Annotated in this window: 26 protein-coding genes, 1 pseudogene and 1 riboswitch; of the genes and pseudogenes, 8 read left to right on the top strand and 19 right to left on the bottom strand. The window is 38.5% G+C overall.

Features of this window, described 5'->3' with window-relative positions:
* Window positions 1-125 precede the first annotated feature (125 nt).
* The 15 genes from MUB24_RS00520 to MUB24_RS00450 form a co-directional block, all read right to left on the bottom strand.
* Complete coding sequence (locus MUB24_RS00520) at window positions 126-977, bottom strand: helix-turn-helix domain-containing protein (RefSeq protein ID WP_244699782.1); 852 nt, start codon at window positions 975-977, stop codon at window positions 126-128.
* 104 nt (window positions 978-1,081) lie between these two features.
* Window positions 1,082-1,450 (bottom strand): GNAT family N-acetyltransferase, encoded by a 369-nt coding sequence (locus tag MUB24_RS00515; RefSeq protein WP_244699780.1) that lies wholly within the window; start codon window positions 1,448-1,450, stop codon window positions 1,082-1,084.
* 355 nt (window positions 1,451-1,805) lie between these two features.
* Window positions 1,806-3,125 carry a diaminopimelate decarboxylase gene (lysA, locus tag MUB24_RS00510; protein ID WP_244699778.1) on the bottom strand — a complete coding sequence of 440 codons (1,320 nt, stop codon included), beginning with the start codon at window positions 3,123-3,125 and terminating at the stop codon, window positions 1,806-1,808.
* A gap of 118 nt (window positions 3,126-3,243) precedes the next feature.
* Window positions 3,244-4,707, bottom strand: coding sequence for a spore germination protein (locus MUB24_RS00505; RefSeq protein WP_280516824.1), 1,464 nt, complete (start codon window positions 4,705-4,707; stop codon window positions 3,244-3,246).
* Between the two features lie 133 nt (window positions 4,708-4,840).
* Window positions 4,841-5,599, bottom strand: coding sequence for an RNA polymerase sporulation sigma factor SigF (sigF, locus tag MUB24_RS00500; RefSeq protein WP_244699772.1), 759 nt, complete (start codon window positions 5,597-5,599; stop codon window positions 4,841-4,843).
* Window positions 5,600-5,611: 12 nt separating this feature from the next.
* The gene (gene spoIIAB, locus MUB24_RS00495; protein ID WP_244699768.1) at window positions 5,612-6,052 is read right to left on the bottom strand and encodes an anti-sigma F factor; all 441 of its coding nucleotides are present in this window, start codon (window positions 6,050-6,052) and stop codon (window positions 5,612-5,614) included.
* A 2-nt stretch (window positions 6,053-6,054) separates the two neighbouring features.
* Window positions 6,055-6,405 carry an anti-sigma F factor antagonist gene (spoIIAA, locus tag MUB24_RS00490; protein WP_244699765.1) on the bottom strand — a complete coding sequence of 117 codons (351 nt, stop codon included), beginning with the start codon at window positions 6,403-6,405 and terminating at the stop codon, window positions 6,055-6,057.
* Between the two features lie 236 nt (window positions 6,406-6,641).
* Window positions 6,642-7,805, bottom strand: coding sequence for a D-alanyl-D-alanine carboxypeptidase family protein (locus MUB24_RS00485; RefSeq protein WP_244699762.1), 1,164 nt, complete (start codon window positions 7,803-7,805; stop codon window positions 6,642-6,644).
* Window positions 7,806-7,982: 177 nt separating this feature from the next.
* Window positions 7,983-9,185, bottom strand: coding sequence for a phosphopentomutase (gene deoB / locus MUB24_RS00480; RefSeq protein ID WP_244699759.1), 1,203 nt, complete (start codon window positions 9,183-9,185; stop codon window positions 7,983-7,985).
* A 110-nt stretch (window positions 9,186-9,295) separates the two neighbouring features.
* A complete protein-coding gene (gene xerD / locus MUB24_RS00475; protein ID WP_244700504.1) occupies window positions 9,296-10,189 on the bottom strand; it encodes a site-specific tyrosine recombinase XerD in 894 nt (297 codons plus the stop codon).
* Between the two features lie 5 nt (window positions 10,190-10,194).
* The gene (locus tag MUB24_RS00470) at window positions 10,195-10,422 is read right to left on the bottom strand and encodes a YqzK family protein (RefSeq protein WP_244699756.1); all 228 of its coding nucleotides are present in this window, start codon (window positions 10,420-10,422) and stop codon (window positions 10,195-10,197) included.
* Window positions 10,423-10,627: 205 nt separating this feature from the next.
* On the bottom strand, window positions 10,628-11,092 hold the full coding sequence (gene fur, locus MUB24_RS00465) for a ferric iron uptake transcriptional regulator (RefSeq protein WP_244699754.1): 465 nt from the start codon (window positions 11,090-11,092) through the stop codon (window positions 10,628-10,630).
* A 99-nt stretch (window positions 11,093-11,191) separates the two neighbouring features.
* Window positions 11,192-11,839: a stage II sporulation protein M gene (gene spoIIM / locus MUB24_RS00460; RefSeq protein WP_244699752.1), complete on the bottom strand. Its 648-nt coding sequence runs from the start codon at window positions 11,837-11,839 to the stop codon at window positions 11,192-11,194.
* A 197-nt stretch (window positions 11,840-12,036) separates the two neighbouring features.
* Entirely contained in the window at window positions 12,037-13,203 is a 1,167-nt protein-coding gene (locus tag MUB24_RS00455; protein ID WP_244699750.1) for an endonuclease Q family protein, read from the bottom strand.
* Window positions 13,200-13,754: an NUDIX domain-containing protein gene (locus MUB24_RS00450; RefSeq protein WP_244699748.1), complete on the bottom strand. Its 555-nt coding sequence runs from the start codon at window positions 13,752-13,754 to the stop codon at window positions 13,200-13,202. The genes MUB24_RS00455 and MUB24_RS00450 overlap by 4 nt, the downstream gene beginning before the upstream one ends.
* Before the next feature lie 122 nt (window positions 13,755-13,876).
* Between MUB24_RS00450 and MUB24_RS00445 the strand changes: the two genes are divergently transcribed.
* The gene (locus MUB24_RS00445; protein ID WP_244699746.1) at window positions 13,877-14,797 is read left to right on the top strand and encodes an aldo/keto reductase; all 921 of its coding nucleotides are present in this window, start codon (window positions 13,877-13,879) and stop codon (window positions 14,795-14,797) included.
* Between the two features lie 73 nt (window positions 14,798-14,870).
* Window positions 14,871-14,963, top strand: a riboswitch (cyclic di-GMP riboswitch).
* A 259-nt stretch (window positions 14,964-15,222) separates the two neighbouring features.
* Window positions 15,223-15,500 (top strand): annotated as a pseudogene (locus MUB24_RS00440) (helix-turn-helix domain-containing protein).
* A gap of 74 nt (window positions 15,501-15,574) precedes the next feature.
* Here the strand turns inward: MUB24_RS00440 and MUB24_RS23135 are convergent.
* On the bottom strand, window positions 15,575-15,700 hold the full coding sequence (locus tag MUB24_RS23135) for a hypothetical protein (RefSeq protein WP_280516809.1): 126 nt from the start codon (window positions 15,698-15,700) through the stop codon (window positions 15,575-15,577).
* Window positions 15,701-16,022: 322 nt separating this feature from the next.
* On the opposite strand from MUB24_RS23135, the gene MUB24_RS00435 reads away from it, so the two are divergent.
* Together MUB24_RS00435 and MUB24_RS00430 are read left to right on the top strand one after the other, a co-directional pair.
* Window positions 16,023-16,679, top strand: a complete 657-nt coding sequence (locus MUB24_RS00435) for a 5-bromo-4-chloroindolyl phosphate hydrolysis family protein (RefSeq protein WP_244699743.1) — start codon at window positions 16,023-16,025, stop codon at window positions 16,677-16,679.
* A complete protein-coding gene (locus tag MUB24_RS00430; RefSeq protein WP_244699740.1) occupies window positions 16,676-17,845 on the top strand; it encodes a toxic anion resistance protein in 1,170 nt (389 codons plus the stop codon). Before MUB24_RS00435 ends, MUB24_RS00430 begins: the two co-directional genes overlap by 4 nt.
* A gap of 54 nt (window positions 17,846-17,899) precedes the next feature.
* On the opposite strand, the gene MUB24_RS00425 is transcribed toward MUB24_RS00430, so the two are convergent.
* Entirely contained in the window at window positions 17,900-18,226 is a 327-nt protein-coding gene (locus MUB24_RS00425; protein ID WP_244699737.1) for an iron-sulfur cluster biosynthesis family protein, read from the bottom strand.
* A 191-nt stretch (window positions 18,227-18,417) separates the two neighbouring features.
* Here MUB24_RS00425 and MUB24_RS00420 point away from each other — a divergent pair, with 191 nt between their 5' ends.
* A complete protein-coding gene (locus MUB24_RS00420) occupies window positions 18,418-18,633 on the top strand; it encodes a CDGSH iron-sulfur domain-containing protein (protein WP_280516808.1) in 216 nt (71 codons plus the stop codon).
* A gap of 219 nt (window positions 18,634-18,852) precedes the next feature.
* Complete coding sequence (locus MUB24_RS00415; RefSeq protein ID WP_244699734.1) at window positions 18,853-20,082, top strand: DNA polymerase IV; 1,230 nt, start codon at window positions 18,853-18,855, stop codon at window positions 20,080-20,082.
* A gap of 81 nt (window positions 20,083-20,163) precedes the next feature.
* Here the strand turns inward: MUB24_RS00415 and MUB24_RS00410 are convergent, their stop codons facing one another.
* The gene (locus MUB24_RS00410) at window positions 20,164-20,538 is read right to left on the bottom strand and encodes a hypothetical protein (protein WP_244699731.1); all 375 of its coding nucleotides are present in this window, start codon (window positions 20,536-20,538) and stop codon (window positions 20,164-20,166) included.
* A gap of 59 nt (window positions 20,539-20,597) precedes the next feature.
* Between MUB24_RS00410 and MUB24_RS00405 the strand changes: the two genes are divergently transcribed.
* The gene (locus MUB24_RS00405; RefSeq protein WP_244699729.1) at window positions 20,598-20,942 is read left to right on the top strand and encodes a YolD-like family protein; all 345 of its coding nucleotides are present in this window, start codon (window positions 20,598-20,600) and stop codon (window positions 20,940-20,942) included.
* A 91-nt stretch (window positions 20,943-21,033) separates the two neighbouring features.
* On the opposite strand, the gene MUB24_RS00400 is transcribed toward MUB24_RS00405, so the two are convergent.
* Entirely contained in the window at window positions 21,034-21,783 is a 750-nt protein-coding gene (locus MUB24_RS00400) for an SDR family NAD(P)-dependent oxidoreductase (protein ID WP_313898412.1), read from the bottom strand.
* A 318-nt stretch (window positions 21,784-22,101) separates the two neighbouring features.
* On the opposite strand from MUB24_RS00400, the gene proC reads away from it, so the two are divergent.
* Window positions 22,102-22,926, top strand: coding sequence for a pyrroline-5-carboxylate reductase (proC, locus tag MUB24_RS00395; RefSeq protein WP_244699726.1), 825 nt, complete (start codon window positions 22,102-22,104; stop codon window positions 22,924-22,926).
* Window positions 22,927-23,001: the final 75 nt, after the last annotated feature.

Below are 23,001 nucleotides of genomic sequence, written 5' to 3'. Positions count from 1 at the left end.
CTCTCTTTTTCTTATGACTTCACCCTTCTCCACTAGCATAAAAGGAATCGACTGCCTTTTGCTAATCATATTTTGTTAATATTGAAGATCTACAACATATTTTGTTCTGCTCCTAATCTCATACATTAAATACGATGAAGCTTGCGATAGGCGGAAGGAGTGTACCGTGTACTATTTTTAAATACTCTACCAAAGTGGGTTAAACTATTGAATCCTACTTTTCCAGCGATATCAATAACTTTCATATTTGATTCCCGTAATAATCTTTGCGCCTCTTGAATACGAACATGATTTAAGTACTCACTATACGTAAAACCAGTTGCTTTTTTGAAAATTCTACTTAAATAATAAGAGCTAATAAAAAATTGACCCGCCACAGAGTCAAGTGTTAGGTTAGAGGAGGAGTAATGTTTATTTATGTAATGGATAATATCTGTCATTTTATGATAAACACTACCTGTAAATTCTTGTACTTCCGCACTATTTCTATTTAAAAAACGAACGGAAGAAATAAGTAACTGTAATAACAACGTTTTCAAATATAACTCAAAACCTTCATCTGCTATTTGCATTTCTCGAATCATTGTGAATAATATATGTTCAAATTCTTGTTGCTCATGGCGGTTAAGTTCAATAATGAGCGTTTGTTTAAAAACAGATTGCAAGAGGGAAGCATATGATTCTTTTTCACCCGCAAAAAATTGATCCGTAAAATTGATTAATAATCTTTCATGTTCATAGTCATCCACATGAAACGTTCTATGGAGCACGCCTTTATGAATAAAAACAAGGTTTCCTGGATTTACATGATAAGTTTTATCCTTAATAAAATATTTTCGTTTCCCATTCATTAAATAGTACACTTCATAATGATCTACATGACTGTGATATTCTGGCATAGCATCTTTTGTATCACGTTTACGATGACTAATATGAAGTGGATCCTCTGGTTTTTTATAAGAAAAGTTGATATCCAATTGAATCCCCCCGCCAACAATCCATTGATTTAGAATACTCTCCTATATTTAAGAAAAGAACAAGCACTGGCCATTTTCTTACCTTACCAGATAAAAAGCTCGGATTATAACGTTTCCGAGCTTTCCTCATTCATATTTTCGCATTTTTCAAAAAAGCTGGCTGTATAATCATTTGGGAGGATTTTCTTATCCTGATACATTTGCTTTAATGATTTCACCATATTTTTCCCAATTCCCTCATCTCGATGGGAAGGATTAACGGAGATATGTTGAATCTCTACCACATCATCCATCTGAATAACGCCTACGAGACCTATAATATCCTCTTCTTTCCATAAAAACAACTGCCAATTGTCTGCTGTTTCATACGTTTTCATTGTGTTTTGTAGTTTTTTAAGATCCTTCTCATTAGGCATAAATGACAGAAGACCCATTGCGATCTTTTCATAGGCTTTCTTGTATCGAATTAACATGACTGATCCCTCATTTTTCTTATTTCCTGCTGGCATACCGCCCAATCATTTGGAAATACGAACATTTGGCGCTATAAATACCCAATATACAATGCCCCATATTATAGCCATAAGTAAGATCAAAATAAACAAAGTGATATTCTTTTTGCGCAAAGAATGCACACCCCTTAATCTTCCAACATTATTCCTTTCATACACATGTTTTATTGTAATGGCTGGGCTTCGTTTTAGCAAATGATTCCTGATTCCCAAGGGGGCAAAAACTTTATAACCTAAAATCATATCTTCTATACATATTAGACGAAAGATTTCAGAAAAAGTTTCTTTTTATACGAAAAACCCGCAAAATGCGGGTTTAAACTCGAGATTTTTCAGCATATGGCAAATCTAATCGTAATAAATCCTCATAGGATTCCCGTTTTACGACTAAGCGGCTCATTCCATTTTCCACAAATACGACGGGGGGTCTTGGTATTCGATTGTAGTTATTGGACATTGAATATCCATAAGCACCTGTACAAAAAACAGCGAGAATATCATGAGGGGAAGCTTCCGGTAAAGGTAAATCCCAAATGAGCATATCACCTGACTCACAACATTTCCCGGCAATCGACACTTTTTCTTTTATTTCATCATTCGCTCGATTAGCCAAAATCGCTTCATATTTAGCATCATAAAGAGCAGGCCTTAAATTATCGGTCATTCCGCCATCTACGGCTAGATATTTACGGATATTCGGCACATCCTTATGTGAACCAACAGAATATAGGGTTGTTCCCGCATCCCCTACCATAGAACGACCTGGTTCTATCCAAATTTCTGGTAAAGTCAGACCGAGCCTATCCGTCTCCGTTCTTACCTCATCAATTATTTCAACTATATAGGATTCAGGGGCCAATGGTGCATCCTCATCTGTATAACGTATGCCAAAACCTCCACCCAAATTTAATACGGTTGATTTAAAATTTAGTGACGATTGCCATCCAGCTAATTTTTCAAGGATTTTTCTTGCGGCCAATCGAAAGCCTGTTGTTTCAAAGATTTGCGAACCAATATGACAATGTACTCCAAGTACATTCATATATTGACTCTCAAGAGCGAAGGTAAGGGCTGTTTCGGCCTGCCCGTTTTGCAAGTCAAACCCAAATTTGGAATCTTCTTGCCCTGTTAAGATATAATCATGCGTATGGGCTTCAATGCCCGGCGTCACTCGTAGCAATATATGAACCTGTTGCTGTCGCTCCTCACAAAGCTGATCAAGCAGGTGCAACTCATGAAAATTATCTACGACAATACAACCAACATGATAATCTAAAGCCATTTTTAATTCCGCGTCACTTTTATTATTTCCGTGAAAATGAATTTTCTCACTGGGAAATTCCGCTTTGATCGCTGTATACAATTCTCCGCCAGAGACAACATCCAAAGACAAGCCCTCTTCTTCAACAAGTTGAATCATCGCTACCGTTGAAAAAGCTTTACTTGCATAGGCTACCTGTGCTTTAACGCCCAAGTTGTCAAATGTCTCTTTAAAAGCTCGTGCTCTTTTTCTTATTAAAGCAACATCATATACATAAAGGGGTGTACCATATTCTTCAGCCAGCGTTACGGTATCTACACCACCAATTTCTAAATGCCCCGATTGGTTAATAACCGCAGTTCCATACAAATGCATTTTTTTCCCACCTTATAAATAACCATAAATATTGTATAAACATTAAACAAAGATCGTTTTTCTTTCTAAATTAGTAGAACTACTTTATCACAATCTAAATATTTATGCAATGTCGATGTTAAGGTGATTTTGGCGGTTGACGGAATCGGTCCTGCGGTCGAACCACACTTGGTCGAAACACGGCTCCGGGAACAGGTCTTCTAAGTAATATATTATAGAAACCTTTAGGATTAAAGGGTAATAAAGGCCATAAATATGGGGCATCTAATGGTTTACTCTGGGCTAAAAAGATTATATAAATCGTACATCCAATAATCAAACCCGGCGCTTTAAAGATAGCGACACATAATAATAAAATCATTCGAATCATTTTATTGGCCACACTAAGCTCATAACTGGGTGTGGAAAAAGTCCCTATCGCAACAAGTGAAACGTAGAGGATTACCTCTCCCTGAAATAAACCGACATCTACGGCAATGTCCCCAATTAATACGGCAGCAATCAATCCCATCGCCGTTGATAACGGTGTCGGAGTGTGAATAGCGGCAATCCTCATAAACTCCACCCCAAGATCGGCAATCAGTAATTGAATAATTAGAGGAACATGAGATTGTTCATTAGGTCCAATAAAGTCTAAATTATCTGGTAAAAGGGTCGGGTCCATCGCGAATAGAAACCATAATGGCAAGAAAAAAATGGATACCACAATCCCAAGGAATCGAGTCCACCGTACGAAGGTTCCGACTGCAGGAGATTGGCGATACTCCTCAGCATGTTGGACATGATGGAAGAATGTCGCCGGAGTAATCATAATGCTGGGGGAAGTATCAATAAAAATTAACACATGCCCTTCTAGCAAATGAATGGACCCAACATCTGCTCTTTCCGTATAGCGAACAAGTGGATATGGGTTATAGCCTTGCTTCATCAAATATTCTTCAATTGTCTTATCAGCCATTGTGATCCCATCAATATCAATGGATTTTAGTTCTTTACGAATGGTATGAACGAGTCTCGGATTCGCAACCCCCTTTATATAACCAATAGCAACATCTGTTTTAGACCTTTCCCCGACCTGCATGATTTCAAATCTTAATCGTTCATCACGAATTCTTCTCCTTGTTAAGGCGGTGTTGATCACAATATTCTCGACATACCCATCCCTTGAACCTCGCACCACTTTTTCTGTGTCCGGCTCCTCTGGTTGTCTTCCGGGATAATCACGTACATCGATGATTAAAGCAGTGTCCGCTCCTTCCACAACAACGGCCATCAAACCCGATAATACTTGGTCTACCATTTCGTCCATCGTTTTTGCGGGCTGGACAGATGAATGACTTAGCCTATTTTCAATTAATTCATATAGTTTTGATGTCGTTTTTTCGGTATCGTTAAGTTTTTGAAGTTCTTTTACAATTTCCGTAATAATTAAGGAATCACAAAGACCATTCACCGTATATAAATGAACTTTTTTCCTTAAAACGACTAATTTTCTTAAATCAAGATCAAAGCTGGTTCCAAGACCTACTCTATCTTTAAAATACTTTTCAACCACTTCTGGATTTTTATCGATCTTCATCATTTTCTCTTGGGAGTGCTTGCTCAATATTGCTCCTCCTTTCAATCCCTAATTGCAATTCCCGCTTCTTGCTAGCCTTTAGTATATGGTAGTTTTATTACTTTAATACATAAAAAAGAACATATGGATGCCTCTTTCAGACATCCATATGCTCTTTCATTTGGTCTAATATTTTCTTTTCCAGCCTAGATACCTGTACTTGAGAAATGCCTAAGCGTGATGCCACTTCCGATTGTGTTTGATCTTTGTAATACCTCAGATACACAATCAACCTTTCACGTTCATCCAGTCCTCTTATCGCCTCTTCTAGAGCAATTTTATCGAACCATTTATGATCATTTTCATCCGATATCTGATCCATTAGGATAATGGGGTCCCCATCATTTTCATAAACGGTTTCATGAATGGAAGCTGGAGATCTTCCAGCATCTTGAGCCATTAATACTTCTTCTTGAGAAACATCTAGATAAGTGGAGATATCGGAAACTGTTGGAACCTTTCCGTCCCTTTTGGCCAACTCATCTCTGGCCTTTCTAATTTTGTTTCCCAATTCTTTAATGGACCGGCTTACTTTAACGGCTCCATCATCCCGAATAAAGCGCTGAATTTCCCCAATGATCATCGGAACCGCATAGGTTGAAAATTTAACATCATAGGAGAGATCAAACTTATCAATCGATTTTAATAAACCGATGCTACCGATTTGAAATAAATCATCTGGATCATAGCCGCGATTCAAGAATCGTTGAACAACAGACCAAACAAGCCTAACATTTTTTTCAACGAGAATATCTCTTGCGTTTTGATCGCCTTCTTGACTTTTTTTAATCAAGTCTTTTACTTCCGAATCGCTCAAAAAGCCCTTTCTTGCCTCTTTTTTTAATTCCACATTCATAGGCACGGCTCCTTAATTGCATAACGCTTTGTTTTTCGTTACATATTTTGTTAGACGGACCGTGGTGCCTGAACCGGGTTGTGATTCTATTTCTACTTTGTCCATAAAATTTTCCATAATTGTAAAGCCCATACCTGATCTTTCCAATTCAGGTTTGGTCGTAAAGAGTGGTTCTCTCGCTTCGTCAATATTATCAATTCCAATACCATTATCGCGGATGACTAGATCAATCATCTCATCTTCGATGGCGGCAGAAATATACACAATACCTGCTGGATTTTGCTCATAACCATGGATAATCGCGTTTGTCACTGCTTCAGAAACAACGGTTTTAATTTCTGTTAATTCATCCATCGTTGGATCAAGTTGGGCAATAAAGGCAGCCACCGTTACCCTAGCGAATGATTCATTTTGGCTTAAGGCGCTAAATTGTAGTTGCATTTCGTTTCTCATGTTTATGCAACCCCCAATCTTTCTAAAGCTACTTGTTCTGAGGTTTCAAGATTCATGATTTTAAATAACCCCGACATTTCAAATAACCTCTTTACCGGTGGGGAAATTGCACAGACGACCATTTCACCATTCTTTAGCTTAATTTGCTTATACCTTCCCAAAATGACTCCCAATCCAGAACTGTCCATAAAAGTGAGATTCGCCAAATTCAACACAATGTGATGAATATCATAGGCCTCAATCGCTTGATTAACCTTTCCTCTTAATTCCTCCGCTGTATGATGATCAAGTTCTCCTGTAAGCCGCACACATAGTACGTCTTGTCTTACATCCAATTCAATAGTCAAACTCAATTGCCTAATCCCCCTTACATATAGAAGTATAATGAGTCATTTCTACTCTTATCCCTCTAATTCCTTCTTGTTGACAAAACTAGAAGAGATTCGGCATTTTTTTTGAGGCCAACAGGATGTTGGTCAGGACGGCGCGAACTTAGCCGTTCATCCCCTGAATGGGCGCTTGCACTTTTCTATTGGAAATCTCCTCACTTCTTTTTCTCTAAGTATCATTCGATTGCACCTTTTACTATTTAGTCTGTTTTTGTAAATAATCCAAACGAGCGTTTATACAATTGCCACCAAGAAGCTTTTTTCACCGTTTCTTTTGCGACCAATGGAATTTCAACTAGCTGTTTATCATCTTTTTTTACTTTTAGAAAGCCAACTTCATCCCCTTTTTTAACAGGAGCTTTTATATGGTCATGTAGTCGGATCTCTTCTGTCAAATCGTCTAGTTTTTCCCCTTTCTTCGTCAGAACAGAAACATGTTCACCTGTAACGGCCTTTATTTCTTTCTTATCACCTTTACTGACTTTCACTTTATCTAATATTTCTCCTTTTTCATAAAGTGGATGGGTCGCATATTGTGAAAAAGAATAATCGAGCATTTTTGTAATTTGTGCATTTCTACTTTTAGAAGTAGGCGCACCAAATACAACTGCAATGACACGCATTCCATCTTTTTTCGCCGTTGCTGTCAAACAGTATTTCGCTTCACTTGTAAATCCTGTTTTTAATCCATCTACACCGGGATAAAATTTAACTAATTTATTCGTATTGACCAGCCAAAATTTATTATCCGTGTCCTCTCGTAAGTAGGCTTCATAATTCTTTGTAAAATCCGTAATTTCTTCATGCTTAAGCAATTCTTTAGACATCATCGCCATATCATAGGCTGTACTATAATGATCCTCTGCCGGTAATCCTGTCGTATTTTGAAAATGGGTATTTTTTAATCCTAATTCTTTTGCACGGTCATTCATCCTATCAACAAATGCTTCTTCGCTTCCGGAAATTTTTTCGGCTAGTGCGACTGCCGCATCATTTGCGGAACCAATAGCCACGGCTAAAAGAAGTTCTTTTACCGTCATTTCTTCACCAGGTTCGAGAAAAATTTGCGATCCACCCATTGAGGCAGCATATTCACTTGTTGTTACTTTCTCATCCATTGTTATTTTTTCGGAGTCGATAGCCTCCATGATTAGTAGCATGGTCATGATTTTTGTCATAGAAGCGGGTGAAAGTTTTTCATCCGTATTTTTCTCGTATAAAACGGTCCCAGTATCTCTTTCAATAAGGATCGCTGATTTCGAATCTTCCGCAAGCTCCGTTTTCTTTTCCTCAGCAAAGGCAGATCCTGAATATAATGAAAGAATGAAGCATAAAGCAATGAACATGGTTGAAACTTTTTTCATATCAATCCCTCCATCCCTGTACCGGAAATGTTTTCCATAAACCCATTCTCTCCCAGGGCGTATCTATTTATACAAAAGCAAAAGAAAAAGCCGGAAAAATTATATCCGGCTTTTTCTTTAAGAAGGAAAGAATTGATAATTGTCGCATTTAACGATTCAGGAATTTGAAGTAGCTTCCTACGAATGGTGATCCAATATTTGCAAATCCTCTAAAAAACTCGTTCCTTTTCCTTTCCAATTCACTTTGAAATTTTTGGCTACTGTTGCTCCAATATCGGCAAAAGTTTTACGAACAGGTAGTCCTTTCCCTTGAGTAAATCGCTTTGAATAGGCAAGCAGTGGAACATACTCCCTTGTATGATCTGTTCCATGATGCGTTGGGTCGTTTCCGTGATCGGCTGTGATAATGAGTAGATCTTCTTCCCCCATGTGATCAACAATTTCGGGAATCCGGGCATCAAACTCTTCCAGCGCTCTCCCGTATCCCACTGGGTCCCTACGATGACCAAACATGGCATCAAAATCAACCAGATTAATAAAGGATAAACCTGTAAAATCTTTTTTCATCATTTCGAGCAGCTTGTCCACACCATCCATATTGGATACTGTTCTTACTGAATCCGTCATTCCTTCTCCGTCATAAATGTCGTGGATTTTTCCGATCGCAAGTACATCGAACCCGGCATCTTTCAATTCATTCATAACCGTGCGATCAAATGGTTTTAAAGCATAGTCATGACGGTTGGAAGTACGCTTAAAGTTCCCCGCTTCTCCTATAAAAGGACGGGCAATCACACGTCCAACTTTAAATTCGTCCTTCAAAGTCAACTCTCTTGCTTTTTCACAAATTCGGTAAAGCTCATCTAAAGGAACAATCTCCTCATGTGCGGCTATTTGTAAAACGGAATCGGCGGATGTGTAAACAATGAGTGCACCGGTTTCCATATGCTCTTTTCCAAGTCGCTCAATAATTTCGGTTCCACTTGCAGGAATATTTCCAATGATGCTTCTACCTGAAGCTTTTTCTAGCTCTGTCATTAAAAGTTCTGGGAATCCGTTGGGAAATACTTTAAAAGGATGGCTTGTGACAAGTCCCATTAATTCCCAATGACCAGTCATCGTATCCTTCCCATTGGAGGCTTCCCGCATTTTTGTATAATAAGCAAGCGGTTTCTCTACAGGATCTACCCCTTTTATTTTTCTTATATTGGATAAACCGAAGTTTTGTAGATTCGGTATACTCAGGCCTCCCATTTTTTCCGCGATATGCCCTAGCGTATCTGCACCTTGATCATTAAATTTCGCCGCATCAGGAGCCTCTCCTATCCCAACAGAGTCCATTACAATTAAATGGATTTTTTTAAAGGTTGTATATTCCATGTCTATTCCTCCCATAGTAGAAAATAGTTCCCTATCCATATCATACCTCTTTAGACAAAGAAAAAAACCAACACGGTTTTTTTCAGATGAACGATTTTGTCCGTTGGCCTTCAAGCACGAGGGTGATATTTCGTATAGACATCTTTCAATCTCGTCTTGGTTACATGTGTGTAAATTTGTGTCGTTGAAATATCGACATGACCCAACATTTCTTGGACCGCCCTTAAGTCAGCACCATTTTCTAGCAAATGAGTAGCAAAGGAATGTCTCAATGTATGAGGAGTCAGATCCTTTTCAATCTGAGCATCAACGGCTAATCTTTTTATAATTTTCCAAAAACCTTGACGTGTGAGTCGATTCCCATGATGATTTAAAAACAGAGCCTCTGTTTTGTACTTTGATTTTCTTAATATTGGCCGAGACTCTTGTAAATAGTGCTCTACGGAATCAGAAGCCATATGACCGAGTGGAATAATCCGCTCCTTGTCCCCTTTCCCAACACAACGAACAAACCCCATTGTTAAATGAACATGATCCAAATTCAGATTGATTAACTCACTAACTCGAATACCTGTAGCATATAACAATTCAATCATTGCTTTATCCCTTATACCGTAGGGAGTCGTTAAGTCAGGGGTGTCCAGTAAGGTTTCAACCTCTTGAAAACTTAATACCTGTGGCAACTTCCTCTCCATCTTTGGCGTTTCCACATGGACAGATGGATCATGATCCACCACCCGATCCCGTAATAAAAATTGATGGAAAGCTCTAATGGATGCAATATGTCGCGCTAATGTTTTCCCGGACTTGCCTTCTTTTTTTAAAAAGGCCAAAAACTGAATAATATGGATTCGAGAAACATCATTCAATGTTTGTAATTGTTCTACCTGCTGTAAATATTGCAGATAGCGTTTCAAATCCCGTTTATACGAGTCGATGGTATTTTGGGACAATCCTTTTTCTACTGTCATAAAGTGGATAAAATCCTGCATTTGATCTTGCACAAACATTACTCTCCATTCTGATAAAAAAGGATTAGGCGTGGAAACCAGGCTTCGCTTTCATGTTTCTCTGGTTGAAATGCCTTTACCGCACTTCCTTCCGGCTCTTCATAACGCCGATAATTTTCATATTCTTGATTTATCCACATAATACCATAATAGAAGAGAATGGTGCATCCAATAAGCAAAATAAGTAAACGCACTGTTCCAAAAAAGGTCTTCAAAATATTTCTCATGTCTTTCATCCTTTTTTTCTATCTTTATGTACCGTTTTTGGGCCAACAGGATGTTGGTCACAAAGGCGTTGCGACAGGACGTCGCGCTTTTAGCCGTTCTTCCTATTTAAAGGCGCTTGCACTTTTCCTATTACCATCATATGCCAAGCTTGTGTTTATTTATTCATATAAAAAAACCTTTTCCAAGCAAAGGGGAAAAGGTTTTTTAATCTGTTTTTTTATCATTTTCCGCTTTTTCTTGGCAACGCCAGCAAATTCCATGGAAAATGAGTCGATGATCTTTTATTTTAAAGCGCCAATCTCTTTCCACAATTCTTTCTACATCTTCAAGTAAGTCGTCTTGAATCTCCTCCACGGCTCCGCATTCAATGCAAATGAGATGATGATGAAAATGGGCTGCCCCTTCTTTCCTAAGATCAAAGCGTGATACTCCATCACCAAAATTAATTTTGTCAACGACTTTTAATTCCGTTAACAACTCTAAAGTTCGATATACCGTTGCAAGCCCGATTTCCGGTGATTTTTCTTTCACAAGAAGATATACATCTTCTGCACTTAAATGATCTTCTTCATGTTCAAGCAATACCCGAACCGTGGCTTCACGCTGGGGAGTGAGCTTGTAGCTTGCGGAATGTAATTGTTTCTTTATCCGTTCTATGCGACTTTCCATACCTCCATATCCTCCCTCACGATTCTCCATTATAATTATATCAGATTGATTGTCATATTCAAACTAAAATAATTATAATGTGCAAAGGATTATTTGACTTCATTGATTGATGGAGAGAATAACGGATTTCATTAAAGCCGGGGAAATATAAGCCTCGATACTGGCGGCGATCGTAATAACAGCAATGGCCCCTACATAGGCCATAACATATTTAGCAAAAACAGGAACAAACTGAAAATGAAAGGTTTGCCTAATAAAAACCTTTTTAATAATTTTCATAGAAAGGGCAATGGAACTCACCGAAATAAAAATAAGCACAGGGATCATAAATAAATTTTGTGGGAGTAACGAAACAAAAGAAAGCAGCAGCCCATTCCACCCCATTTGATTAACCAAAAAACCGATCGAAAAACCGACGACGATTCCTTTCAAAAAAATTAATAAAAAAATTAGTGGAAAACCAATAATAGAAATGCCCAAAACCCAAATTAACCCTGCCATTTTGACATTATGAAAGAAACTTAATTTCAGCAATTCCTCAGGTGGGACCATTTGCCCCTCACCCACCTGACCAAAAAATTGATTTAAGTAGTAAAAAAGGTCTTCCTTTTGATTACCAGATAAACTATTAACCATAATGGCACCAAATATGACCCCCATTAAAAATAATACGGTCATAAAGGTATAAAGAGAAGAATGTTCTTGGAAATGACGAGTTACAATGTTTGATGAAAGTCGGTAGCGCATTGAATATTCCTCCTGTCCTGCGATTGTTACATCATATGTTGGACAGGCTAAGAATATGTCTTCCATTGCATCATTCCCAATCAGCTTTTAATTCTTCTCATTCACCTCAAAATCAAATATTGAGAGTACCGCAAACCTTTCCGTTAGTGGCACTCCCTTTTCAATTTTATGCGTATTTTTTAGTTATTCTAAGTTTTTCAATCTGCTTTTTTCTCAATCCGTCCGTATTTCCCGCCGCCGCCAGCAGCAATTTGTAAATTCCCTTCCCGTGCCTGGATAATCATTTCAGCGAGTTGAACATTTACGACTTTCTTCAGATCATTTCCATCCACCCGATGTAAAATATTCATTTCTGTTCCAAAATGATCAAGCAAATGTTGCATCGTTTTTGGACCAAGTCCTGGAATAAAATCTAATGGTACTTGATGAATATAGGGTGGACGTTGTGGCTTGTCCTTCGCATCAGCAAGTTCCGAAATACGTTCAGAAACCCCTTTTATATATTTTTCTGCACCACAATGGGAGCAGATCGTTGTCTTCATCGGCTGAGAACAAACCGCACATGTTGTTCGATAATATTTGCCCAAACGCGGATTTAAGCCATAATTCGCTCTCACGGTATTTCCGTCTTGATTGACCAAAGCTTTACTAAGTGCATCAAAAGTAGGAGCTTCCAATTCAAATTTTTGATACTCTCTAGCAATTTTTTGAGTAGAATGAGCATCCGAATTCGTTAAAAATGTGTAAGAATGCAATTCACTGATTTGATTAGCCATTTCTGTATCTGAGCTAAGCCCAAGCTCCACCGCGTCAATAAGATGTGGATTTAAAATTTCTGTTAATGATTTTACGACTCCTTTTCCATATAAACTTTTAAAAGGAGTAAAAATATGCGCTGGAATAAATAGACCATCCAGGCTCTTTACCTTTTCTTGTAGGACTTCCGCTTTTTCATATATTCTCTGAGTGCTTAATTGAATATTGGTTACTCTTTTTGAAAGCCAATTGGAAAAATCCTTTAAGGTAGGGAACGTAGGGAAAAAGGCCAAAACATGAATCGGTCCATGGCAGTTTTCATCATATACTTCTATTTCTGTTCCTGGTATAAGGGTCACCTCATCTTCAAAACGAAAACCGCCCTCATCCATTTCTACTAATTTTCCGGCTTCGATTAATTGCTCTATTTCTATAATGACCCCTGGAGAATGACAATCAATGACTCCAACGATATCAAGGCCTTTCGGGTATTTCGCTGCCTTTAAAATATTAGATAATGTAAGGGTTTTGCTGCCCGTAATTTTAACCGCTTTTCCTGTATACGTTCTTCCAATATGAATATGTAAGTCTGCAAAAGCTTCACTCATTTCGTTTCCAACACCTTTTTCAATTGTAAATAAAGGACGGCATAAACTGACTTCGCATCATAAATTCGTTTCTCTTCCATAAATCTAATAGCCGTTTCCAGCTCTATTTCATACAAATCAACAAATTCATCTTCATCTCCAGGCAGTGGATGTTCTACCTTTTCCAAGTCTGTCGCAATAAAGAGATGAATAATTTCATCGGAAAAGCCTGGTGCTGTATAAAAGGATGTGAGCTCATTCATTTGCTTGGCGCGATATCCTGTCTCTTCCTCTAGCTCTCTCTCTGCTGTCGTTTTAGGTTCTTCTCCTGGTTCGAGTTTTCCTGCAGGGATTTCTAGCAAAGATCGTTCCAAAGGCTTACGGTATTGTTCTACCATTAGTATTTTTCCATCTTTCGTTATTGGAACAATGCCTACAGCTCCGGGATGCTTAACAATTTCCCGTTTTGCCAATTTTCCGTTTGGCAGCTCAACATCATCTACTTTTAACTGAATAATTTTACCGTTAAATATTTCTTTACTTTGTATTGTTTTTTCTTCGAATTTTTTCATTAAAATTTGCTCCCCTAACTGTTGACTGTTTCCATCATACCACAGCAAGTACAGAACATTAATTTTGTTTTCCTTACTATCTTTTAGGTAAAATAAAACAAAGGGTTGAAAGGTGGGATAGTATGGAAAAAAGGCGTTTAGGGAATTCGGATTTATGGGTGTCCAGAATGGGACTTGGATGTATGTCTTTAGGAACGAACTTAGAGAAAGCTGAAAATATTGTGAAGGCTGCTTTAGATCAAGGGATAAATTATTTTGATACCGCAGATTTATATGATTATGGGGTGAATGAAGAAATTATTGGTAAAACCTTATCCTCTGTAAGAGATCAGGTAATTATTGCCACAAAAGTTGGCAATCGTTGGAACAATCAAAAAGACGGTTGGAGCTGGGATCCCTCTAAAGCCTATATTAAGAAGGCGGTCAAAGACAGTTTGAAACGATTGCAAACGGATTATATTGATTTATATCAGTTACATGGGGGAACAATTGATGATCCGATGGATGAAACCATTGAAGCTTTTGAAGAGTTACAACAGGAGGGTTTTATACGCTATTATGGATTATCTTCGATTAGACCAAATGTGATCCATGCTTTTGCGAAAAAATCATCCATTGTTAGTAATATGATGCAATATAGTCTATTAGACCGAAGACCTGAAGAATTATTCTCCTTCATGCAAAAAGAAAACATTCGTATTGTGACAAGGGGTTCGGTTGCGAAGGGATTACTTAGTGATAAAGTGTTGGAGAAATTGCATACGGACAATCTAGAGGGATATTTAGATTATACATCTATTGAAGTGAAGGAACTACTAGAAAGTATCCAGGCAAAATTACTGAAAGCGGGGCGGACAATGAATGAAATAGCTCTTCAGTATAATCTAGCCCATGAGGTAGTAGCTGCTGTTGTCACAGGATCAAGCTCCGTTGAGCAAGTGAAAGACAATGCTCGTGCTGTTAATGCCTCTCCTCTTAATACAGAGGAATTAGAATATTTAAAATGGGTCACAAAAGAAACGAGATATAAGAATCATCGTTAAATTATTGGTTTTGTCTAAACATCAAAATGATGGTCGATTCATGATGACTGATTCCATCTATTTTTGCTGATTCATAAGAAAAAGGCAAACCTGATCGAAAGTCAGAGACGCAAAGCCACAGACCTAAGGCTATTGCATAGATAGCTATGGCAGCTGGGTTACCTAATCATACATTAAGTATTTTTGGGGGTATAAACAAATGAATAGATTATCAAAGAAACCTTTAGATCATGAGTGGGGAGATTTGATTTTAAAGGCATTGGAATCAGGAATGACACTCGAAACAATTAGAGATTTTTTTCGTACCTATGTAACAAAAAATGAAGCAAAAAAGGATAAAATAATTTCCAATTATTTATGTTCTAAATACGAAACAAACCTTCGTTATATGATATACTATGATTGTAAGGAAGGTGAAGACATCTATGATTGGAGAACGAATACGCGAATATCGCAAACAAAACAATATGTCTTTATCAGAGTTAGCCAATCGAATCCATCTATACAATTCTTGGAAAAAGTTGCTTCCGTTTTAAATATTTCTGTCCAGTCGCTTTTGCATGGCCATTCGACTAATGGGAACGAAGAACAGTTGGACGAAGACTGGGAAGAACTTGTTCGAGAAGCGATGGCATCAGGTGTATCCAAACAAGAATTTCGCGAATTCCTTGAATTTAACAAGTGGAAAATGGAGAATAAATGAAAAAATAACGTTCAGTGACATGACTGTCGCTGAACGTTTTGCGATTGGACATAGACGAATACACATGATCTGAGTTATGTATGTCTTGTACAGAGAAAAGATTTGATTAGGTCTTTTGATAATCTCATTTTTTTGGCTTCAAGAATGAGTCGCTCCCGTTCCTTATCTGTTTTCCTCATATTTGATTTTGTCTTTTCCATCCGTTCCTCCCAAGGAAAATAATTTCTGCCTCGGCTTTGGAGCCTTGAAATTCATTTCCCAAGTGGCTCGGCATGGTCATTTCGAAAAATAACGTTTCCGATGCCCCTTTGACCAATTCTCTTGGCGCAAATTTGTTAAAATCCTTAAGCTTTCCTTCAAAAAGTGTTGTGCTATCTTTTTTAACGAGTAATTCTAACTCTTCGAATTATTTTCTTGTACTTTCAAAAGTCCTCATTATTCCTTATAATAGATAATGAAACCTTTTAAAGACAAAATCGTATTTTATATAAAGGAAAGTATGCGATAGGAGTCGATGTAGCCTTGAAACCTATTTATTCGTTTTTATTAGGGGTGTTCACAGCCGCTGAAACATTTATGTTATGGATCATCTTGTTTTTAGGTTTTGACTTCTCATATTGGAGTGCTTCTTTATGTTCTTTATTAGTCGGCGGTCTCACTTTTTACGGAGTAAAGTTCTTTTTTGATCATAAATTTTTGAAGAAAAACAAACTGACAAGAAAAGAATATGCCTATATTCAAAGAAACTTACAGGATGCGAAGGCAAAAATGGCCAGACTCCAAAAGGCTTTTTTCTCTGTCCGGTCTATGGGCGCCTTCAAACAACTATATGAACTGAATAAATTAACCAAGCGAATGTATCAAATTGTTCATAATGACCCACGTCGGTTCTATCAATCGGAGCGTTTCTTTTTCTACCACTTAGATTCTGTTGTGGAACTTTCTGAACGATATGCGATGCTCGCCTCACAACCTGTAAAAAATGAACAAATGTATATCTCACTGAAAGAAACGCAAAGTACGCTTGAAGATTTGAGTGAATCTGTCAAAAAGGATATTTACCATGTTCTTTCCCGTGATGTGGAAGACTTGAATTTTGAACTCGATGTAGCCAAACATTCCCTTAAAAAACTTGAATATAATCCGGTCAACGCAGACGAAAGGAGTAAGAAACAATGAGCGAACAAAATAAAGATACAGAACTACAATTTGACAGCTTAGATGATCTTTTAGCGAATCCGTTTGGGGAAGAGGAATTGATGAAACCTGAACAAACTCAACAACCGCAAGACGCAAAGCCTGTCAGACTGGTTGATACCCTTCCAGAGGAAAATAAAAAGCGGGCGTTAGAACTTGCGAAGCAAATTGACCCAACAAATTATCAAGCTGTCATCGCTTACGGTACAAATGCTCAATCCCAATTATTAAATTTCTCTAGCTCCATGCTTGATCATGTGCAAAGTAAAGATATTGGACCCATCGGTGATATTTTAAGTGAATTAATGGTAAAACTGAGAGATGTTAATCCGGAAGAGCTAACACCAGAAAAGAAAAACTTTTTCTCAAAAATGTTTGGGAAAGTCTCCAATTCTATTCAAGAAGTCATGTCTAAATATCAAAAAACAGGTGCACAGATTGACCGCATTACCGTTAAGCTAAATCAATCAAAGGAAATGTTGATTAAAGACGTAAAAACTTTGGAACAGCTATACGAAAAGAATAAGGATTATTTCCGGGCCTTAAATATTTATATTGCTGCTGGGGAACTAAAAGTTGAGGAATTACGGACGAAATCAATCCCTGAATTAAAGAAAAAGGCCGAAGCGACGAATGACCAAATGATCTATCAAGAAGTCAATGATCTCATTCAATTTGCCGACAGGCTTGAAAAACGTTTGTATGATTTAAAACTGAGCAGGCAAATTACGATTCAAAGTGCTCCACAGATTCGAATGATCCAAAATACGAATCAAGCTTTAGCTGAAAAGATTCAAACATCGATTATGACGGCCATTCCACTTTGGAAAAATCAAATCGCGATCGCTTTAACGCTTATTCGTCAGCGCCACGCTGTCGAAGCGCAAAAACAAGTGTCACAAACAACAAATGATTTGCTTTTAAAAAATGCTGAAATGCTAAAAACAAATACGATTGAAACGGCACGTGAAAATGAACGAGGTCTTGTCGATATTGAAACATTGAAAAAAACCCAATCCAACTTAATTTCAACTTTGGAGGAAACGATTAAAATCCAACAAGAAGGCCGCACGAAACGAGCTCAAGCTGAGCAAGAGCTCGTAGCGATGGAAAATGATTTGAAAGAAAAGTTGTTAAAGCTAACTTAAATACGTAAAAAAATCGGACATCTGGCCATGTCCGATTTTTTATTACCATTATTCTTATCTGTTGCAGCTCATCCGCCCATTGAAAATTTGGTTGGGGCTTATTAAGCGTAAGCTTTGCGTTTTAGGCGAAAAGTCAATTTTCAGTTCTTCATCAAAGAAAACCAATTTTGATTTTTCCATATAAATATCCATTGCATTGGTTTCAACCTTTATATCCTCTTCCCTATCCAGTTCCCCTTGATCCACTATTTGCAAAGTTGGTACTCCACTGACAGCACAGCCACATCCATCGGTTTCATATTTTAATCTTAAAATATGATGATCATCGCCGATTTTCTTCCTCATTTGTTCTTCTGCTTCAGGAGTGATAACAATCTTCATTTTAAATTCCTGCTCCTTTCGTCAACCATGCTTTTTCTATTTTAGCATGAATATTGTTGATCCCGTAATGGAATGTATGCTTTTGTTTGCAAGTGTGACCATCCTTGTATTTCCTTTTTGGGAGGACTTGCACTTTTATCCAATTCCTCCTACTATTAGATAGGAACATGATGTAAGGGGGTTTATATATTTTGGAGAAAAAGGTGCAGATTAAAGTTAATGACAATGGTTCTTATCGTGTAATGGGTGATGTAGAATTAATGGATGCAGATGGTAATGTATTTGAAACAAAAAAAGTATTTTCCTTATGCCGTTGTGGCTTATCCAGTCGCAAACCGTTTTGTGATGGCACCCATAAAGGCAACTTTGATTCATGTGTGCGCGCTGAAAAAGTGTTGAAAGAGTAATGTCTATTGCCATGGTTCGTGTGAGATTATTTTTTGTGGAAGGTCAGCTAAGATTTTTCTTGGCTGACCTTTTCTTTTGTTTTAAATCCCTTCGTGCTTCCTCATTCACTTCCACAAATCCAATTCCTATGAATGTATGATTTTACCAGTACTAAAGGAACGTATTTTCGTATATAATATAAGAAAGTATGTTCCTTTTTTGGGAGAGGTGAGAAAATAATGAAGGAGAAGGTTATTTTTCTTGTTGATATGCAATCATTCTATGCATCAGTTGAAAAAGCAACTCATCCCGAATTAGCTGATCAGCCAGTTATCGTCTCCGGAGATCCTGAACGACGGAGCGGGGTTGTGCTTGCCGCTTGCCCATTAGCCAAGAAATGGGGCGTGAAAAATGCCTCTCGGCTATGGGAAGCCCAGCAACTGTGTCCACATGCGGTCATCCTTCGACCTCGCATGCAGCTCTATCTAGATGTTTCGCTTCAAATTACCAATATTTTAAACCGATTCACCAATCTTGTGGAAGCTTATTCGATAGATGAACAGTTTCTAGATGTAACGGCTAGCGGGCGGCTGTTTGGAGACCCTTTTTCGATTGCGCAAAATATTCGCGATACGATCATGAACGAAATGGGCATTCATGCTCGAGTGGGCATTGGTCCAAACAAAGTGCTTGCAAAAATAGCTTGTGACAATTTTGCCAAGAAAAATGAAGAGGGGATATTTCGCTTGGATCTGAGCAACATGGAACAAATGTGGACCCTACCGATTGGAAAAATGTTCGGCGTTGGTAATAGAATGAGTCAGCATTTAGAGCGAATGGGCATCCGGACGATCGGTCATTTAGCGAACTTCCCTTTAGATATCCTAAAGAAAAAATGGGGAATTAACGGGGAAGTCCTTTGGCAGACAGCCAATGGTATCGATTATTCTCCTGTAACCACCCACACACATGATCAGCAAAAAGCCATTGGTCATCATATGACATTGCCAAAAGACTATGAAAACCTGCAAGATATTAAAGTCATCCTTCTTGAACTAAGTGAAGAAGTGGCCCGTCGAGCTCGCTTTAAACATTACATAGGAAACACTGTTTCAGTAGGAGCTCGAGGAGCAAACTTTGATACTCCTACCGGCTTTCATCGTCAGCTAAAATTAATCTCCCCGACCCATTTTGATTTGGATATCTTTCATGCTGCCTGTCAGCTATTCCAAAAACACTGGGACGGTTTACCCGTTCGTAGTATTGGCGTTACCCTTTCCCAATTACAACCGGCCAAGCATTATCAATTAAATTTATTTGATTTTGAACTTAAAAAAGAAAAGATTCATCAAGCATTGGATTGGGTTTATGCCAAATATGGACCAACGGCGATTGTCCGTGCCTCCTCTTTAAGCGAAGCAGGGCAAGCCTTCCATAGAGCCGAAAAAATTGGGGGGCATTATAAATGAGAAACCGACTTCTCATACGCAATGGATCAGATTCGGGCTGGGATTGCCAACGCCAAACAATTTTGTAAACGAAAGTGCAAATTATTGCGAGGGAATGGCGATCTTGATGTTTAATAGTCGAACGACGAGGCGAATCGGTCGAAACTCGAGTGGAATCGGTCGAACGTCAAGGAGAATCAGTCCAAACTCGAGCGAAATCGGTCGGACGTCAAGGAGAATCAGTCCAAACTCGAGTGGAATCGGTCGAACGTCAAGGAGAATCAGTCCAAACTCAAGCGGAATCGGTCGAACGTCAAGGAGAATCAGTCCAAACTCAATTGGAATCAGTCGAACGACAAGCTTAATTGGTCCAATCTCAAGCGTAATCGGTCGAACAACAAGCTTAATTGGTCCAAACTCAAGTGTAATTGGTCCAAACTCGAGATTAATTGGATCGCAGTTAAATGGTCGGACCATTGAAAAGTAACTTTTTCGAAAGCTGTCTGAGCTAAACTATAAGAAAGGATGGAATGGGTATGAGGCCTAATAAATTGACAGTTGGGTATAATCTAAGGTGGGAATCCAGCCGCATGATGTTACCTGAACATCGAGAACAATTATTACAGGAACAGCGTAATCAGAAGGTATTTCAGATGCCTTCCCTTCATGAGGACCAACTTCAAGAAATAAACCGTATCCTTAGAGTGGCAATCGAACAAGATCGTTCCATTACCGTGACCTATGCACAAAAATATGGACCGGTCCCGTTTTGCGGAAGGATTAAAAAAATCGATACTAAGGAAGGATGGTTAAAAATAGGTAATCCAGAGATTACACGAACTATAGCTTTTCACAGCATTCTCCAAGTTGAGATGAGTTAGGAGCTGCCCAACCAAAAAGGGCGGCAGCCTCTATCCAATCCCTACTTTTTAAAAAAGGCCTTTTTCCCAACCTTTTCGACGATCCTCGGCATCAGTGTATGAAGAATCGCCCCCCATTCATCCACCATGGTAGATTGATTTCTCTTTTAGACGTTAACATCGCCCCGATCACTTTCTCCGCAACATATTTAGGATCAAGCACAACCTTCCCTAATCTTTCTAAATAGGCTCCAGTCGGGTCTGTATTCTGAAAGAATGGAGTGCAAATCGGCCCTGGGTTCACGGCTGTTACAAAAATACCATCGGCTGCCAGCTCCATCCGCAAACTATTTGTAAACCCGAGCACTGCATGCTTAGTGGCCGCATAGACACTCGATTTAGGAGTGGCTAATTTTCCCGCTTGCGAGGCGATATTGATAATATGACCAAGTCCCCTCTTCTGCATGAAAGGAATGACTTCTTTCGTACACGCGATTAAACCTAAGACATTCACCGCAAACATTTTTTCTGCGTCCTTCATGTCTATCTCTCCAGCCTCCGCAAACGTTCCATAGCCAGCATTATTAACCAACACATCGATCTTTTCCGCCTGTTGAAAAATTTGTTGAAACACACTCGGGATTTTATCCAAATCTGAAACATCCAATTTCATGACAGAACAATCTATGCTGTATTTTTTTCTAAGTTGATTCGCAACCTGGGTAAGTTGCTTTTCGCGACGTGCAAGTAAAAATAACTGTGCTCCATTTTGGGCACATTGCTCGGCAAGCTGCGCCCCTAATCCTCCTGATGCCCCAGTAATTACAACTGTTTTTCCTTCTAGTCGTTTATTCCTTTTCATAGCCCCATCCCTACCATTAAATGTAGCATTTTGTGAATCCCCCCGTATTTTCCCTGCTTCATAGTATAGACGAAGTCCTTATATTCGAATAGGAATAAGTTGGGTTCTTTCTATTTTTCTTAAGCTTTTCCTTGACAAGCTTTCAGATGATTTGCATAATCATAGGTAACTTTTAGTAGAAAAAGACCCTTTCATCCATGACCGGGTGGAATTTTTTTATTTTGAACCAAATGCGTAAACACCTGTTCAGCGCCGTACAACTTTTTAGGAAAGGCGCTAGGTGTCTAGAGTTAGACGGGGAGAAGGGAAAGAATAAAAATGAAAATAGCTTTTGTTGGAGCTGGTTCAATGGCTGAAGCCATTTTTTCAGGATTATTAAACAAGCAAATTTGTTCCAAACATGATCTATATGTTATGAACCGAACCTCTCAAACGAGATTAGAGAATTTAAAAAACATTTATGGAATTCAAACCACTTATCATTATTCTCAATTCATGCAACAAAGCGATATGGTGATTCTAGCTGTAAAACCCAAGAATGCAGGCGAGGTACTTGAACAATTGCAACCATATATTACAAGGAAAACCTTTATCGTTTCCGTTATGGCTGGTATTTCCATCGAGTATATGGCCCATAAGCTAAAAACCGATTGTGCGATTGCGAGGGTAATGCCGAATACCTCTGCAAGTGTCGGGAAATCAGCTACAGCACTGGCCTTTAACGCTTTTGTTTCCCTTGATCAGCAGCAACTCCTCCAAACGATTTTTACAGCAATTGGGAGCACAGTGGTGGTAAAGGAAAATCAGCTTGACGCCATTACAGGTCTTTCGGGAAGCGGTCCAGCTTATTTTTATTATATAGTGGAGGCAATGGAGAAAACGGCTGAAAAAATGGGAGTGGAAAAAGAAATCGCGCACCAGCTTATTATTCAAACGCTTGCTGGTGCGGCAAAGATGCTGGAAGAAAGTGGTAAGGAAGCTGCTGAGTTGCGCAAACATGTCACAAGTCCTGGAGGAACAACTGAAGCAGGACTCAAGATTTTACAAGAGCGTGAAGTGTCACAAGCAGTAACAGACTGTATTTTAGCAGCAGCCACCCAATCTGAAAAATTAGCTGCTTTATATAGCCAAAGTGATCAATAATCTTTTGGGTGCCGATGAGCTTGACACTATCCCTCCTTCTCATCAATTGCTATAATGATACACAGTCATATTTTA

This window comes from Lederbergia sp. NSJ-179 (genome assembly GCF_022867885.1).
In the GTDB taxonomy this organism is placed as follows: domain Bacteria; phylum Bacillota; class Bacilli; order Bacillales; family Bacillaceae_C; genus Lederbergia.
The sequence above is the reverse complement of the archived record's forward strand: the minus strand, read 5'-3'. Positions and strand labels throughout refer to the sequence as shown.